The organism is Pseudoalteromonas phenolica, from assembly GCF_044788725.1.
GTDB lineage: Bacteria > Pseudomonadota > Gammaproteobacteria > Enterobacterales > Alteromonadaceae > Pseudoalteromonas > Pseudoalteromonas phenolica_C.
This window is the reverse complement of sequence record NZ_CP173161.1, coordinates 916557-933623: the sequence shown is the minus strand read 5'-3', so window position 1 is coordinate 933623 and position 17067 is coordinate 916557. Positions and strand designations below refer to the sequence as shown.

General features: G+C 40.5%; 16 protein-coding genes. 5 read left to right on the top strand and 11 right to left on the bottom strand.

What is annotated here, in order from left to right:
* Positions 1–199: 199 nt before the first annotated feature.
* The 4 genes from ACH784_RS04420 to ACH784_RS04405 form a co-directional block, all read right to left on the bottom strand.
* Positions 200–1390 (bottom strand): amino acid aminotransferase, encoded by a 1191-nt coding sequence (locus ACH784_RS04420; RefSeq protein ID WP_404393791.1) that lies wholly within the window; start codon positions 1388–1390, stop codon positions 200–202.
* Positions 1391–1510: 120 nt separating this feature from the next.
* Complete coding sequence (locus tag ACH784_RS04415) at positions 1511–2179, bottom strand: GAF domain-containing protein (RefSeq protein WP_404395182.1); 669 nt, start codon at positions 2177–2179, stop codon at positions 1511–1513.
* A 240-nt stretch (positions 2180–2419) separates the two neighbouring features.
* On the bottom strand, positions 2420–4084 hold the full coding sequence (locus tag ACH784_RS04410) for a SpoIIE family protein phosphatase (RefSeq protein ID WP_404393790.1): 1665 nt from the start codon (positions 4082–4084) through the stop codon (positions 2420–2422).
* 21 nt (positions 4085–4105) lie between these two features.
* The gene (locus ACH784_RS04405) at positions 4106–4411 is read right to left on the bottom strand and encodes an STAS domain-containing protein (RefSeq protein ID WP_058030687.1); all 306 of its coding nucleotides are present in this window, start codon (positions 4409–4411) and stop codon (positions 4106–4108) included.
* Positions 4412–4613: 202 nt separating this feature from the next.
* Between ACH784_RS04405 and yciH the strand changes: the two genes are divergently transcribed.
* Complete coding sequence (gene yciH / locus ACH784_RS04400) at positions 4614–4943, top strand: stress response translation initiation inhibitor YciH (RefSeq protein WP_404395180.1); 330 nt, start codon at positions 4614–4616, stop codon at positions 4941–4943.
* A 12-nt stretch (positions 4944–4955) separates the two neighbouring features.
* Here the strand turns inward: yciH and ACH784_RS04395 are convergent, their stop codons facing one another.
* A complete protein-coding gene (locus ACH784_RS04395; protein WP_404393789.1) occupies positions 4956–7805 on the bottom strand; it encodes an EAL domain-containing protein in 2850 nt (949 codons plus the stop codon).
* Here ACH784_RS04395 and ACH784_RS04390 point away from each other — a divergent pair.
* Positions 7804–8007 (top strand): hypothetical protein, encoded by a 204-nt coding sequence (locus ACH784_RS04390; protein WP_404393788.1) that lies wholly within the window; start codon positions 7804–7806, stop codon positions 8005–8007. The genes ACH784_RS04395 and ACH784_RS04390 overlap by 2 nt on opposite strands.
* A 255-nt stretch (positions 8008–8262) precedes the next feature.
* Positions 8263–9414 (top strand): chorismate mutase, encoded by a 1152-nt coding sequence (locus tag ACH784_RS04385; protein ID WP_404393787.1) that lies wholly within the window; start codon positions 8263–8265, stop codon positions 9412–9414.
* 250 nt (positions 9415–9664) lie between these two features.
* On the opposite strand, the gene tyrA is transcribed toward ACH784_RS04385, so the two are convergent.
* The 6 genes from tyrA to ffh all read right to left on the bottom strand — a co-directional run bounded on the left by tyrA (position 9665) and on the right by ffh (position 14734).
* Positions 9665–10801, bottom strand: coding sequence for a bifunctional chorismate mutase/prephenate dehydrogenase (gene tyrA / locus ACH784_RS04380; RefSeq protein ID WP_404393786.1), 1137 nt, complete (start codon positions 10799–10801; stop codon positions 9665–9667).
* 360 nt (positions 10802–11161) lie between these two features.
* A complete protein-coding gene (gene rplS / locus ACH784_RS04375; RefSeq protein ID WP_058030692.1) occupies positions 11162–11521 on the bottom strand; it encodes a 50S ribosomal protein L19 in 360 nt (119 codons plus the stop codon).
* A gap of 33 nt (positions 11522–11554) precedes the next feature.
* Entirely contained in the window at positions 11555–12322 is a 768-nt protein-coding gene (gene trmD, locus ACH784_RS04370) for a tRNA (guanosine(37)-N1)-methyltransferase TrmD (protein WP_404393785.1), read from the bottom strand.
* Complete coding sequence (gene rimM, locus ACH784_RS04365) at positions 12323–12856, bottom strand: ribosome maturation factor RimM (protein ID WP_404393784.1); 534 nt, start codon at positions 12854–12856, stop codon at positions 12323–12325.
* Between the two features lie 17 nt (positions 12857–12873).
* Positions 12874–13122 (bottom strand): 30S ribosomal protein S16, encoded by a 249-nt coding sequence (gene rpsP / locus ACH784_RS04360; RefSeq protein ID WP_017216164.1) that lies wholly within the window; start codon positions 13120–13122, stop codon positions 12874–12876.
* A gap of 238 nt (positions 13123–13360) precedes the next feature.
* Positions 13361–14734 (bottom strand): signal recognition particle protein, encoded by a 1374-nt coding sequence (ffh, locus tag ACH784_RS04355; protein WP_404393783.1) that lies wholly within the window; start codon positions 14732–14734, stop codon positions 13361–13363.
* 167 nt (positions 14735–14901) lie between these two features.
* Here ffh and ACH784_RS04350 point away from each other — a divergent pair, with 167 nt between their 5' ends.
* The gene (locus ACH784_RS04350; RefSeq protein ID WP_404393782.1) at positions 14902–15708 is read left to right on the top strand and encodes an inner membrane protein YpjD; all 807 of its coding nucleotides are present in this window, start codon (positions 14902–14904) and stop codon (positions 15706–15708) included.
* Between the two features lie 61 nt (positions 15709–15769).
* Positions 15770–17041 (top strand): HlyC/CorC family transporter, encoded by a 1272-nt coding sequence (locus tag ACH784_RS04345; protein WP_404393781.1) that lies wholly within the window; start codon positions 15770–15772, stop codon positions 17039–17041.
* Positions 17042–17067: the final 26 nt, after the last annotated feature.

The window sequence follows — 17067 nt, the reverse complement described above, 5'->3', positions numbered from 1 at the left end:
GACATTAGGCGGATTGTAACGGTTACATAAACCGTACGACCAGAAAATGCTGGGAACATCTTCTACTTACTTATAACAAACTGCACTAAAACAGGCAATTTGTGAAATATTCGCTATCTACTTCAAAACAAAGGAAAGCACAATCCAGAAACAAAAATGCCACTTGTTACAAGTGGCATTTGTTAAACTTAAAGCTTAATTATTTTAGTACTTCAGCTACCGCTTTTGAGAAGTACTCAATGTTAGCTTGGCTCACACCAGCAACATTTACACGGCTAGAACCCACAATATAGATTGCGTATTCTTTTTGTAGGCGCTCGATTTGCTCTTTATTAATACCTAAGAAAGAGAACATACCGTTTTGCTTATCAATGAAAGAGAAGTCTTGTGCTACACCTTGAGCTGCTAGGCTTTCTTTAATTAACGTACGTAGACCATTGATACGGTTACGCATTTCATCAAGTTCATCATGCCACTCTTGAGTTAGTTCTGTACTACCCAAAATCGTATTTACGATGTCTGCACCATGTGCTGGCGGCATTGAGTAAATACTACGAACAACGCTTAATAATACCGAGTTAGAAATATCAGCATTTGCACTGTCTTTAGCAATGATTGAACATGCACCGATACGCTCACGGTAAAGGCCAAAGTTCTTAGAGCATGAAGAACAAATGATCAACTCATCAACTGCATCTGCTAATAAACGTAAGCCTTTCGCATCTTCGTCAAGGCTTGCACCAAAACCTTGGTAAGCAATGTCGATTAACGGAGTGAAGCCCACTTCTTTTGCAAGTTCAGCAACGATTTTCCACTGCTCTTCGTTTAAGTCCATACCACTTGGGTTGTGACAACAAGCATGTAAAAGAACCACGTCACCTTTAGGTACTTGTTTCAGCGTGTCGATCATTTCATCGAACAACAAGCCTTTATTTTCGTAGTCGTAATATGGGTATTCTTTAACTGTTAGGCCCGCCGCTTCAAATAAGCTGATGTGGTTAGCCCAAGTTGGTGTTGTTACCCATACAGTCGCATCTATGTTACAACGCTTGATGAACTCAGCAGCAACACGTAGTGCACCTGTACCACCTGGCGCTTGTGCTGTACGAACACGGTTTGCAAGTAATGTGCTGTGCTCACCTAATAGCAGGGCTTCCATTTTCTGACAAAAATCTAAATTACCAGCAAGACCAATGTAAGACTTAGTGGTTTCGTTTTCTAAACGAAAAGCTTCAGCTTTCTTTACAGCTCTTAGTACAGGGGTATTACCTTGCTCATCTTTGTAAACACCAACACCAAGATCGATTTTATTAGGGTTAGTATCTTGTTTGTAAGCAGCCATAAGACCCAAAATTGGATCAGTTGGTAACGGTTTTAATTCTGAGAACATAGGTCATCTCTTAATTTAGTTATTTGTCAGTGTGCCTTATAAACGCGCAGAGTATTTACAAGGCATAACCCGGGGTTAAAACTGCGTTAATAGTAACATAAAATTTTAAGAACTCGAGTGCTACGAACGCGGTAAATACTGAGGAATTCTAATACAGGCGGCAACTAAAACTGCCAACACCTGTTCATCAAAAATGCCAGTTGAGAATGCCTCGGCATCGATGATACCTGTGCAACCTGAAATGTTATCAAACATAGGTAAACATGCTTCAGATTGTACTTTAGGATCACAGGTATAATACTCACCACCTTGCGCTACGTATTCAGCGACATCATTCACAACTCGCCCTTTAGAAGATAAAGCAACTTGTACGTTATTACTTATCTTTGCAAAATCCTCTGTAAGCGGAAACAAAGGACGGCTTGGTGCGCCATGATAAGCCAGTTTAAGTAACTGCTCTCCTTCAGGGGTTAAGGTATTTGCATAAATACCAAACCAGTCGACCTGTGTTTTATCAACAACGAATTGCACAATCGCATTGAGCTTTTCCAATAACACTTTATTTTCTTGGTTATTATTGATGTAACTTTCTAACTCAAAAGGTGCATCTTGTAATTGACCAAATAAACTGCAGCTTCCGCCTTCCCCTAATTCAGGGATCAAATAAGACCAAACCGCATTCGCAGTGCCTTGTTCAGAATTTAGAAATACATCTAATTCTGCTAGCGCTTGCTCAACAAGTGAAGGCGATGTCGTTACGCCCGAAAGTGAAAGATAAGAAGAAATCATTTTAGCCATCCAAACATCCAGATACCCGAAACTTAACACACAAAATCAGCTTTGCAAAGGTACAAAGCCAATTCATTGAGAAACATTAAAGACCAGTGAAAGTTAGAAATAATTTCGGATAAAAATTTTTAGGTAGATATTAGCAGTGCTAAGACTTTTTTAACTTTGAGATATGACTTTTCCGAAGCAAAAGTTTCTATAACTAAACTTAAACCGCTCAGTAATCGTCTAAATGCTCAATCAAGAAATATAAGGATTGTTATTTAATGAGTATATAAGCTCAACACAGTTGCCGGTTTCATTATAAGACACAGAATGGGCTATTTCGTTTAATAAGCCAACCCCTCTGCCATGCTCTTGACACAGCGACGCTGTACTATCTTCTGTAACATGAAACCCAGTCCCAGAATCTGTAATAGCAAAGCGGATCTGTTTATTCTCAGGCTCATAATTAGCTAGGATTTCTATTTGTGCATCTTGCAGTTCAGTTAGAGCCTCTTCACGCATCTGATAAAAAATGAAAAAGCCATCTTCTTGATTTTTAATTTCTGAGTCCAGACCTAATACACCATGATCTAAGGCATTATTATACGCTTCAGAAAGAAGCAAAAATATGTTTGAACGATGATTATCTACCCCTTCGACTTTACTGAGCATATTCACCAATTCGAGTATTGGATCTGTACTCTTCATCTGCTCTGCATTCAAAACCACATGAAAATCAAAAGGCAGTTTTGAATAAGACACCACAGAATTAATTATCACAGGGTTTGCAATACAATTTATAATCGCAATGCTCAAATCATCCTGTTGCTCACTATGACCAGAAAACTGTTGCACTTGAGCAATGATATCCTCTGTACCTATATTTGCTTTACTGGCTAGCGTTGCTTTTAGTCGCGCCTCACCAAACATTTCCGCTTGTTTACTCTCAGTTTCTACAATGCCATCTGTCGCCATGACAATGCGATGATTCTCATTTACTTCAAAATGAACGATATTTCTTTCAAATTCATCTGCTTCTAATATACCTAGAGCCATATGTTGAGACTCTAATGTTTTTACCAATTCGCCACTTTTGTCGATTACATAAATATCTGGGATACCGCCTAACCAAGCTGAAACACTGCGCCCTGATTCACTTAGTTCTATAATCGCTGCAGCACAAAACATGTGACCAGGTAATAATTCAGCCAGCGCATTATTCAGCTCATAAGCAATATCGCTCACCGCCATGCCTTTCGCCACCATGGCATAGAAAATTCGTGAAGCAGGTAAGGCCCCGACCGCAGCAGCTAAGCCATGGCCAGTGAAATCTCCTAACAAACAATAAAAACCACCAAGTGGACTTTGTGCCATTAAAAACATATCACCATTAAACATTGAAGCAGGTGATAAATGGAAATCGCAGATCTTGGGAAAACTTTTTTGCTGTGATAAAGCGTTACTAAAAATATGCTCTACAATTTCATGCTCTCGCTCAGTTTGATTGTAGTGATACTCAAGTTCTTTTTTTTGCCTGTTGGCTTCTTGGCTTAAACGACGGGTTCTAGCGTGTGCTTTAATTTTGGCTGAGAGAATAATTTTATCAAATGGCTTATGGATAAAATCATCTCCACCTACCTCTAAACATTTTTCAAAACTTTGATGATCTTCAAGCGCTGTAATAAAAATAATCGGCAAATAAACATCACCGGCCTGTTTCTTGATCAGAGGTGCGGTTTCAAAACCATCCATCACGGGCATCATGACGTCTAACAGCACAATATCAATCGAATGCTCGTTAAGCTTTTCGAGTGCCTCTTGCCCATTACTGGCAAGTTCAACCAAGTAATTCTGTTGCTCAAGCATGGCTTTGAGCAAGGTGCAATTTAAAGGCTGGTCGTCAACGACTAGAATACGCAAGGCGGGTTCTTAATTACAAAATCAATCGATATCAAATTTTTTGTCGAAACGAGAAATTTGTAGAATCTTTTTCAATTGAGGGCGGCAATTACTAATTGTAATGCTAGACACTGATTCACCTAGTGTCTTTTTCATATTTAACAGCATGCCTAACGCAGAGCTATCCATATAATCAGTTTCTCGCAAATCGATAATCACCTTATCTGTTTGCCCATCTACCTCCGCATACGCTTGACGGAAAGACTGTACCAAATTGAAATCAAACTTTCCTTTTATCTGTATAGTCAACGTTTTGCCATCGGCAGAAGCGCTTTTGCTCAAACTCATTATAACCTCCTAATATGGTTCGAATTTGTTATTCATCCGTTGTTCTTAAATATAACTTGTTTAGAAATAATCGCCAAAAAATATCGAACTTATTATCACAATTTATTTTAATGCTTAAAATTCAGACTGTTAATTTGGGCTTATTCAATGCTGATTATGAAACTGCTATCATATGACTACTACATTACAAGAGCGCTTCAACATGTCTGAAAATAATTTAGTTTACTCAACTGAGTTTGGCCGCATAAAGCCGGAAAGTGAAAAAAATGAACCTGAAGTTCGTCTTTTTAAAGACGGTGCGATTCGAATTGAACGACAAACTAAAGGTCGAAAAGGCAAAGGCGTCATGCTAGTCGTTGGTATAGACCCATCTGAACATGACTTAAAGAAACTAGCCAAAACATTAAAAAGTAAGATGGGACAAGGTGGTGCTGTAAAAGAAGGCGTCATTGAGATACAAGGTGATGACCGCGATAAGCTTAAACAAATACTAGAAGCTATGAAGTTCAAGGTTAAAATTGCAGGGGGCTAATACCCCCTTCTTTTATTGTACTTCAAACACTTCAACCGCCTCTTCTGGGATCGGCGGGCTGTAATAATAACCCTGTACTACATAACAATTGTTATTCGCCAAAAACTCAACCTGCTCTTTGGTTTCTACCCCTTCTGCAACAACTTCTAAGTTTAGCTTTTGCGCCATCGCTATAATTGCTGCAGTGATCTCCATATCATTTGGATCCTCTGGTATGTCTTTTACAAATGAGCGGTCTACTTTCAGAATATCAACTGGGAAGCGTTTTAAATAACTCAATGACGAGTAACCCGTACCAAAGTCATCAATTGAAAGTGAGACACCTAACGCTTTAATTTGATGAAGTTGAGAAATTGCCGCTTCAACATCCCCCATCAACATACTTTCAGTAAGCTCTAAATGCAGTAATTTAGCAGGCATTCTAGTACGCTCTAGAACATCTGAAAGTACTCGCTTCATGTTACTATCTTTAAATTGTCGAGCTGACAAATTAACAGACACATTGCCAACTTTGCCCTGCTTTTGTAACTTAACAGAGAAGCGACATGCAGCTTCAAGCACCCATTCTCCCAATTCAACAATTAGCCCCGTCGCTTCCGCTATCGGAATAAATTTACTTGGAGGTATCGGCCCTTGTTCTGGGTGCTCCCAACGAATTAGGGCCTCATACCCAACCACTTCATTATTACGGTAATCAACCTGTGGTTGGTAATGTAAAGTGAACTGATTATCACGAATAGCCGAGCGCAGTTCATTTTCTATATACAAGCGCTCGTTTGCTGCTTCATCTAATTCTTGAGAGTAGAAGTGGAAAGTATTACGCCCTTTCGCTTTCGCCTCATACATGGCTAAGTCAGCGTGTTTAAGTAACTGTTCTTCTTCTTTGCTATCGAATGGCGCAAGCGTAATACCAATACTGGCACTAACAATGACTTCATTATTACCTAGTTTAATTGGTGCATTGAGCGTGCGCTGGATCATCTGCGCCACGTCCATCGCATTTTCGCGCTTCTCAATGCCGCTCAGTAACACTGCAAATTCATCACCACCTAATCGCGCAATCGTATCTTCAGCTCTAAGACGGGTTTTAAGCCTATCAGCCACTTCAACTAATAAACGGTCACCAGCATCATGCCCAAGTGTATCGTTGATGCGTTTAAACTCATCTAAATCGAAATAGAATAACGCAAATGCATAATGACCACGCTCAGCCAGAGCCATCGACTTTTTCAATTGCATTCTAAAAAAGGTACGGTTAGCAAGGCCTGTCAGCGTATCAAAGTAAGCCAACTCTTCCATCTTACGCTGACTTTCTTTCACAAAAGAAATATCTTGTGCCGAGGCAACATAACTTGAAATATGACCGCTTTCATCACGAATAGGAGAAATACTCAAGCTCACCCAAATTGGTTCATTGGTAATGCCCTGCAAAATCGTATCACCACGCCAGTAATTTCGACTTCGTAAATCAAGGTCTATGTCTTCAATTAAAATAGACATATCTTTAGAAATGATGCTTAGCAAAGGCTGGCGAGCAAAATGGTCTTCTCCATAACCTGTCATTTCTTGCATTTTGGGGTTCACATATTCAATTTGAAAATGCTCATTAGTGATAACCACTGCCGTTCCTGAGAATTCCACGGCCTTAGATAGCCTATCAGCTGCCTTTTGAGCCAGCTCTTTCTCAGTGATCTTGTTGTTCAAGCCATTGACCAGTTTTTTGATCTCTTTGCCCATATCATTAAATGTGGCATTTAAAAGACCGATTTCATCTTCATTATTTGGCATCGCAGGCATATCCCATTGACCACGGCCAAAATCTTTTACGGCACTCACCGTATTGTTGATCCGCTGAAGCACAAGCTTGTAAAGTACTTGATGAAGTAATAGCGCCACAAACATGGCATAGAGCACAAATAACCCAAAAAACTTAACCTTAAGCTCTTCAAGAGCAGCTAATGCCGAATCACGCTTCTTATAAATGCCGACATACCAGCCTAGCTCATTTAACTGAGTAACATTAATTAAATGAGTCTCACCTTGTAAGTCAAAAATAGACTCTCGCTCAGGTAACTTTAATTTTAACGAATCATCGACGACTTTCGCGAGTTCTGGCGTTAACTCATCTCGACTAATGGCAGAACCATTGTTAAATATTTTTTGTAAATTTGGCGCTGCAAGAATATTGCCCTGACCGTCAAAGATTAAATACCCTTGGTTTGTTGTCGGAACTGGCAAATGTTTTAATAAATCGACCATGCTAATGTCAGTGCCAATAAAACCTTGGTAATCTTCTTCAAAGTAAAGAGGCACTAAAATGCTGATGACCCATTTACTCCAAACGTCATCGTAATGTACTTTTGACCAAACAGCTTCTCTCGTAGGGTTGAGCTCTTGTTTCAATTGGGCAATGGTTTGACCATCGAATAGCCCTTTCTTTGGCGCGGCATTTAATAAAGTATTGGGTGGCGAAATTCTTACAAACTGATTGTTTGTAACCATGTAAAAATTAAAGAAATCCTGCAACAGTGGCGGCGCGATAATGTCCCACAAAGCCTCAGAACGAGCGAAAAATCGGCGCTGTTCTTCATTTAGCTCTTCACCCGTGAAATAAGCAGCTGACAAACCATTTTCGGCAGTGCTGCGATAAGCGCCATCACGAAACATAATTTGCGATGGTGAGTGATTTTGAATTGTTTTATCGTCATAGAATAAATGCTTAGTGACGACAGCACCCGTTTGCTCAGAAAGACTCTTTTTTAACTCGAGGTAATTAGAGAATTGATTAATAACTTGAACGCTAAAACGCTTTAGATCTGCATACTCTTCAAATACAAGTTGCTTTTCTTCAGACTTGAGCATGAAAGCAGCAGCGAAAATCCCCGCGACCAAACAAACCGCCGAAATTAAAATAGAGAGTTTGACACTTAAAGAATTAAAACCAAACCTTGAAGGGGGTCGACGATTGACCACTGCTAAACCCTTATTAAAATTGTTATTTTTATATCGATATCGTTTTCCCAATATATCAGAATGTTTGCCCGTTCGCCAAGAAAGGGGCTAACAATCTAGCAACAAATGAGAAAAAATTACCAGTAAAGACTAAGGTAGTGCTTGTATGCACTTACCCCCTGTGTTAATAATGTATTCAATCTATTAAGTAATTCTTAATTAAACAATGACAAATTCTATTACTCGCAAAACTTATTTCTTTTTTAGCTTCTTTTTTAGATGAAGAGGCTTACCTGTTTGCGCGTGATTACGAATAGATAAGCCTCCCAACTGGGAGGTTTTTTTTTGCCGCTGGGAGTGAGGACCTATGACAGAAAATACTTTAAATGCTTTACGCAAAGATATAAATGAGATCGATTCAGACTTAATGGTGTTACTGGCAAAACGCCGTCGTATTAGCCATAGCGTTTTGGAATATAAAATTGCGAACAATAAACCGGTTCGTGACGAAGAGCGTGAACAAGCTTTACTAGAAAAACTGATTAACTATGGTAAGTCGCTCGGTCTTGATGCGTTTTATGTAAACAGTGTTTTTCAAACTATTTTGGAAGATTCGGTTTTAAATCAACAGGCTTTATTACAAAAGAGTTTAAACCCTGATTCATTAAGTGATACGCATCGTGTTGCTTATTTAGGTGGACAAGGCTCTTATAGCCAACTTGCTTGTCATAAATACTTCAGCCGCCGCCCTGGTAAGTTAGTTGAGATGGGCTGCCAAAGTTTTGAACAAATCACTCAGCATGTTGAAAAAGGTCAAGCCGATTATGGTCTTCTGCCAATTGAGAATACCAGTTCAGGTAGTATCAATGAAGTATTCGACTTATTACAACATGCGCAAGTCACCATAGTCGGTGAAGTCACTCATTCTGTTGAACACTGCTTGTTAGCAGCACCGGGCACTGAGTTAAGTGACATTCAAAAGATATTTGCTCACCCTCAGCCATTTGCGCAATGTAGCCGCTTCATTCAAGGGTTAGATAATGTATTGCATGCAACTTGTGATTCGACATCAAGCGCCTTAAAGCAAGCATCAGAAACACCGAATGGCGCTGCCATTGGCTCAGCGCAGGCAGGTAAAAATGTCGGCCTAGAAGTTATCAAAGCAGGACTTGCAAACCAAACTGAAAACCACAGCCGCTTTATAGTTGTGGCGCGTAAAGCATTGCAAGTGTCAACTCAGATCCCAACCAAAACCAGTCTAATTATGGCAACCAAACAGCAGGTTGGTTCTTTGGCTGATGCGTTAATGGTATTTAAAGCCCATAACATCAATATGGTGAAACTAGAATCACGCCCTGTGCCTGGCAACCCTTGGGAAGAAGTATTCTATGTTGATTTACTTGCCAATACAGCAGAAAAGCATGTGCAAAATGCCCTAGAAGAGCTTAAAGATCACACTCAATTTGTACGCATTTTAGGGTGCTATCAAAGTGAGTCTATGCAAGCCGTCGAAGTTTAAAAGTAAACGATTAAGTTAACTGAAAAAGGCACTTTTCTGAAGTGCCTTTTTAATACCAATCTGCTTAACTAAGTGGTCTATTTTGAGGCTAGAAAACCTTGTTGAAAGCAAGGCAAATATTTCGTTATTTAGTTGTTCTAAATGAGAAATCTTTAACGCAGCTATCATCAGGTTTAATCCCTCAAAATGATTAAGTGTTATTGCGGATTGGTATAATCTCAATCTTTATTAAGAAGTGCTCATTTAAGCGCTATATATCTAATACCTTTGCGTCATTGGCTTTATTAAGCAAACCACGACTTTGCTTTAAGAACTGCTCTGCACAGCCCGAGAAGTATTGTTTAGCCTCTGAGAACGAATCAATCAATGCCGCTTTGTCGCCCGCTTTAAGTTTATCCAGTGTCAGCTCAAAGGTTTCTTGATAACTGGCCAACAGGCCTTCAACATCATTGAATTGCGCTAACATAATGTCTGAATATAACTCTGGAGACTGAGCGAATAGCCTGCCAACCATCATTAATTCAAGCTGATAGATAGGTGAAGAACAGCTTCGTAGCTCTTCTAAAGTATGGCATTGTTTCGCCAAAAATTGACCATAGACGAATGTGGTTAAGTGACGCATGACCTGAATGATCTGCATGGCTTGGTCATGCTTTTTCGCATCCATTTCAACTAGCTGGCAACCCCATACTTTTAACTGCTCAAGTAACCCTGAACATGCTTCAGGCATTCGCCCTTCACAGACCACAACAGTTTGCTTTACCCAATGAGAAATATCAGGACCAAACATTGGGTGAAGGCCAACAACTGGGCCTACATGTTTATTCATAAGCACTTTTAAAGGTGCTTGCTTAACTGAGGTAATATCAACTAAGACACAATCATCAGGTAAAGTTGGCAGTGACGAGACCACTTCTTCTAAGGCGTTAATTGGCACACTCACCAGCACCAATTTAGCCCCAGATAATATTGTTTCTGCATCGGCTTGTTGCGCTCGGTCCAAAATACGAATCTCATACCCAGAGCGAGTAAGCTGCTTAGCGAATAACTGACCCATCGCCCCTTCACCACCGACAATCACGACAGGAGATAACTCAGGCGCTTTACAGGCTAACTTACTTTGCTGATTTTCGTATGCTTCACGCATCATGCGCCTAAGCATATCTTCAACTAGATCTGGGTTTACGTTGTGCTCTTCAGCCTGCTGTCTTCTCGCTTCGATCAAAAGGCTTTCTCTGTCAGGGGCGTGTAAAGGTGCACCTATCTCTTGTTTGATAGCACCGATTTGAGATGTTAATGCGTTGCGTTTAGCAAGAAGTTGTACGAGCTGACTGTCGCATTCATCAATGCCGGCTCGAAGTTGTGCTAATGTTTGCTCACCCTTCATAACTGTAAACTTTTATAAACACCAGTAAATAAATAATTACAACTAGTCTAACAGGATGGTATGACAGATAAAAGTGAAGGGATGAATTAATTTTATACCAATCCTCTTAATTAAGTGATCTATTTTGAGGCAAGGAAAACTAGTCTATAGCAAGGCGAAAATTTTGCGGTTTAGTTGTTCTAAATAAGAAATTTTTAACGAAGCTAGCGTCAGTTTTAGTCCCTAGAAATGATTGAGTATTATTGAGGGTTGGTATACGTCTATGACATCACAAAGTGCGATATGGTTTTTTTGGGCATATAAACCAAAACAGGCCACTCAAAGAGTGGCCTGTTTTTAAAGCGTAGTAAAACGCGCGTATTAGTTAAGTTTTTCTTTAATACGTGCTGATTTACCTGAACGCTCACGTAGGTAGTAAAGCTTAGCGCGACGAACTGCACCGCGACGCTTAACTGTGATGCTATCTACTAGTGGGCTGTGCGTTTGGAATACACGCTCAACACCTTCACCGCTCGAGATTTTACGAACTGTGAAAGCTGAGTGTAGACCACGGTTACGCTTAGCGATAACAACACCTTCAAAGGCCTGTAGACGCTCTTTGTTACCTTCTTTAACGCGTACCTGTACAACAACTGTATCACCAGCGCCGAACGCAGGTACGTCTTGCTTAAGCTGTTCAGCTTCAAGCTCTTTAATAATATTTTGGTTTACTTTTGCCATTTTATTTCTCACATTCCTAGGTGTAACTGTCTTCTAGCCACAAGCTTGTTCATGTTCTCGCTGAAATTCAGCAAGTAACATGGCTTGCTCCTCAGTCAGAGCTAGGTTACGCAACAAGTCAGGACGTCTAAGCCAAGTTCTGCCTAATGACTGCTTAAGCCGCCATTTGGCTATCTCTTTATGGTTTCCGCTGAGTAATACAGCAGGCACCTGCTTGCCATCCAATGTTTCTGGCCGTGTATAATGAGGACAATCTAACAAGCCATCCGAAAAGGAGTCTTGCTCAGCTGATTGGTTGTGACCTAAAACACCAGGCACCAAGCGCGCAACTGCGTCGATTAGTGTCATGGCTGGTAGTTCACCACCACTGAGAATAAAATCGCCGATGGACCATTCTTCGTCTACATAAGACTCGATGATCCGCTCATCAATACCTTCATAACGACCCGCAACTAATATCAGTTTTTCTGATGCAGCCAATTCAGCCGCACCTTGCTGATCTAGTTTTCGCCCTTGAGGGGACATATAAATTACTTTGGCGTTTTCTCCTGCTGCCGCTTTGGCATCAAGAATGGCTTGTTTTAATGGGTCAACCATCATCAACATGCCCGGACCGCCACCATAAGGTCTATCATCTACGGTTCTATGCTTATCAGTTGCATAGTCTCGTGGATTCCAACTGTTAAACTCGATTAAACCGTTTTTAACAGCGCGTCCCGTTACGCCTTGCTGGGTAATCGCATCAAACATTTCAGGAAACAGTGAAATAACACCGACCCATAATGGTTTTTGCTGGCTCATTTAAAAGCCTGGATCCCAGTCTACAGTAATTACTTTTTCTTCATGATCAACACCCTTGATAACTGAATCAGTTAAAAATGGAATTAATCGTTCAGATTGGCCAAACGCATCTTTTTTATTTGCTTTCACAACTAAAACATCGTTTGAACCAGTCTCCATCAAGTCATCGACTGTGCCTAAGTTATAACCTTTATCAGTTACAACAGACATGCCGATAAGATCTCGCCAATAGAACTCACCTTCAGGGAGTTCAGGAAGTTGCGCTGAATCAACTGAGATTTCCACATTGGTCAAAGCCATTGCTTCGTCTCGGTCGTTTACTTGCGCAAACTTGGCGATAAAGCCCTTGTTGTGGCGACGCCAGTCACTCACTTCAAGAGATTGCCATTTACCTTGTTGCCCTATCAACCAGGGGCTGAATTCGAAGATCCCTTGGGGATCATCAGTAAATGAATGCACCTTAAGCCAGCCCTTAATACCATAAGGGGCACCAAGCTTACCTACTACAATAATCGAGGTGTTTTCTTGACTCATGGTTACACTTACGCCTATTAAGCCGCTTTACGAGCGTCTTTAACTAACTTAGCTACGCGATCTGAAAGAGATGCGCCTTGACCTACCCAGTGATCAACACGTGATAAATCTAAACGTACTTTCTCTTCTTGACCCGCAGCGATTGGGTTAAAGAAACCTACTTTCTCGATGAAACGACCGTCACGTGAGAAACGGCTATCCGCAACCACGATTTGATAGAATGGACGCTTTTTAGCGCCGCCACGTTGCAAACGAATAGTTACCATACCGTCCTCAATTAGTTGACTGTTTTCATTAATAAGATTTGCATCCCATTTTGGGAAGCTGGGGAATTGTACGAGTTTTTTGCCACAATGCAAGTATGAACTGAGGATAAATCGAACTTAGGTAGATTAAATGCTGATCTGAAGCGCAAAAAATCACCGTAACACGCTAATTTTTAATAGGCAATAAAAAAAGAGGCGTTAACCTCTTTTTTATAATTATTTTTAGCTCAACACTAATTTAGAACTTTGGACCACCCATCATGCCCGGTGGCATCATGTTTTTCATGTTGCGCATCATTTTCATCATGCCGCCTTTACCCTTCATCTTTTTCATCATCTTTTGCATCTGGGTAAATTGCTTAAGTAGTTTATTGACATCTTGTACCTGAGTACCAGAGCCTGCTGCAATACGCTTTTTACGAGAGCCTTTGATTAACTCAGGGCGAGTGCGTTCTTTTGGTGTCATAGAGTTAATGATGGCTTCCATTTGGTTGAAAGACTTATCGCCGACTTGATCTTTAACGGCATCCGGTAAGTTGGACATACCAGGAAGCTTATCCAGCATTCCCATCATGCCGCCCATGTTTTTCATTTGACGAAGTTGCTCTGCAAAATCTTCTAGCGTGAAGCCGTCACCTTTAAAGACCTTTTCTGCAACTTTTGCTGCTTTGTCTTTATCGACTTTCATTTCAACTTCTTCGATTAATGAAAGTACGTCGCCCATGCCTAGAATACGTGAAGCAACACGATCTGGGTGGAAAGGCTCAAGTGCATCAGTGCGCTCACCAACACCGATAAACTTAATTGGTTTACCCGTGATATGACGAATTGATAATGCCGCACCACCACGCGCATCACCATCGGTCTTTGTTAGGATCACGCCGGTTAGTGGTAATGCTTCGTCGAAAGCTTTTGCAGTGTTCGCCGCATCTTGACCCGTCATCGAGTCAACAACGAATAAAGTTTCAACTGGATTGATTGCCGCATGAAGATCTTTGATCTCGTCCATCATGTCACTATCGACGTGCAAACGACCCGCAGTATCGACAATCACAACATCAATGAATTTCTTTTTCGCATGACTTATAGCACTGGTTGCAATATCAACTGGCTTTTGTGAAATATCACTTGGGAAGAATTCAACGTCTACTTCGCCCGCTAGAGTTTCAAGCTGCTTAATCGCCGCCGGACGATAAACGTCAGCACTCACTACAAGTACTGATTTCTTTTTACGCTCTTTTAAGAATTTAGAAAGTTTACCGACACTGGTTGTTTTACCCGCACCTTGTAAGCCCGCCATCATTACAACAGCTGGCGGCTGCGCAGCTAGGTTAAGCTCTTCATTGGCTTCACCCATCGCTTTTTCAAGTTCTTCACGTACTATTTTGATGAATACTTGACCTGGACTTAGGCTCTTCGTTACTTCAACACCAACTGCACGTTCCTTTACTTGTTTTACAAACTCACGAACAACCGGTAATGCAACATCAGCCTCAAGAAATGCCATACGCACTTCACGGAGGGTTTCTTTAATATTGTCTTCGGTAAGTCGGCCGCGGCCACTGATGTTTTTTAACGTTTTACCTAAGCGTTCTTGGAGATTTTCAAACATGTATTAGGTTCCAATAAATCGTAATTAAGCGCATTATACTGATATGCAGGCGACTAATACAGTATTCAAGTAAAGACAAAGTTTCTTTTTATAACCTCTTTGCAAGAACGGTGGCTTAAAATACAATAGCCTGTAACAAGGATTCTAACCTCTGGACCATATTTAACATGTTGATCATCAGCTTGTCTTTGCTTGCCAGCCTTTTATATGTTTTTGCTACCGGGCATGTATTATCACGCCTTTTTCATAAAGAAGGCCCTAGTCACAAGCTCACTGTGCTACTTAGTACCGGTGCGATCTTGGCGCACATGTTGGTATTAGTGAATTCGGTATTCACTCAAGATGGTCAAGATTTAAGCACAGTCAATGTTGCTTTATTAACTTGCTGGGTGATTGTAGTTAGTGTTACAACCGTTTCTTTAAAATTTCCAGCAACCCTTTTACTTCCTGTTGTGTACGGGTTTGCAGCAATTTTGCTCGTAGCAAGCCTGTTTATTCCTCACCACATTATTATGCAAAGCATCAATGTGGATTTAGGGTTAGTAATTCACATTTCATTGTCACTGTTGGCTTACTGTGTACTGATTATTGCCACACTTTATGCGGTACAATTCTTTTATATCGACAAGCGTTTGAAAGAAAAAGACCTTGCCATCATGAACAGTCACTTGCCACCACTTATGTTAGTAGAGAGACAGCTTTATCAACTTCTCACCGTAGGCACTGCTATTTTTACTTTGGCTTTACTGTCTGGGTTTATTTTCCTTGATGGCATGTTTGCTAAAGAAGTTATTCATAAAACCGTACTGTCTATTGTAGCTTGGTTAATTTTTACCGTTGTGACACTTGGCCACCATCGCTTTGGTTGGCGCGGTAAACCCGTCGTATTTGCTATTTTAGGCGCCTCAGGTTTAGTTACTTTGGCCTACTTTGGTAGCAGATTCATTCAAGAAGTAGTACTTGGTAAGTTTTAACTTGACTCAGTATCTTCAGTAACGCTTAATACCTATTCAATATTAGAAAAGGGATCCTCTTTTGGACGACATATCAACCGGTACGCTCTTTGCGATTTTGGGCTTACTTATTTTGCTCTCGGCTTATTTCTCGAGCTCAGAGACTGGCATGATGTCGATAAATAAATATCGACTTAGACACTTAGAAAAAGAAAATCACAAAGGTGCAAAGCGCGTTAGCAGCTTGCTTCAACGACCGGATAGATTAATAGGCGTTATCTTAATTGGTAATAACCTAGTTAACATTGCTGCCGCCACTGTTGCTGCCATTATCACTGAAAGGTACTTTGGTGATGTTTGGGGCCCACTTATTAATACAGTAGCGCTCACGTTCGTGATTCTAATCTTTGCTGAAGTTACACCAAAAACACTTGCAGCATTACATCCGGAGAAAGTCGCCTTTCCAAGCTCTGTAATACTGAAAGGTCTCTTAAAGCTGATGTTTCCATTTGTTATTGGCTTAAACTGGATCACCAATGGCATTCTTAAACTGTTTGGTATTTCGAACCAGGACATTGAAGAACATAGTCTAAGCAAAGAAGAACTTAAAACCGTAGTAAATGAGTCCAGTGCATTACTGCCTAGTAACCACCAAAACATGCTAACTTCTATTTTAGATTTAGACCATGTTACGGTTGAAGACATCATGATCCCGCGTAATGAAATTAACGCCATTGACATTAATGATGATTGGAAAGACATCGCCAAACATTTAACCAACGCACAACACACTCGCGTATTATTGTACCGCGACCAAATCGACGATGCTGTTGGCTTTATTCATTCTCGTGATGCACTTCGACTGCTAACCAAAGAGCAGTTCGATAAGCCGTCTCTATTACGTGCAGTGCGTGAAATTTACTATATTCCTGAAGGCACTTCATTAAATACTCAGCTTTTAAAATTCCAACAAAGCAAAGAACGTATTGGTTTAGTTGTGGATGAATATGGTGACATTCAAGGTTTAGTTACACTTGAAGACATTCTTGAAGATGTTGTTGGTGACTTCACAACGACCCAAACCCGTGCAGCCAGTGAAGGGGTTGATATTCAAACAGACGGTTCAGTCTTAGTTGATGGTACGGCCAACATCCGCGAAATCAACAAAGAAATGGAATGGGAATTACCAACAGAAGGCCCTAAAACTCTCAGTGGTTTAATTGTTGAATATTTAGAAGATATTCCTCAAACACCACTAGGGATGAGGATTGCGGGTTACCCGATTGAAATTATTGAAATCAGAGAAAACATGATTAAACAAGTCAAAGTATTTCCTGAACAAAGAAAGAACTAGATTTTCTCAGCAAGACTTAAAACTAA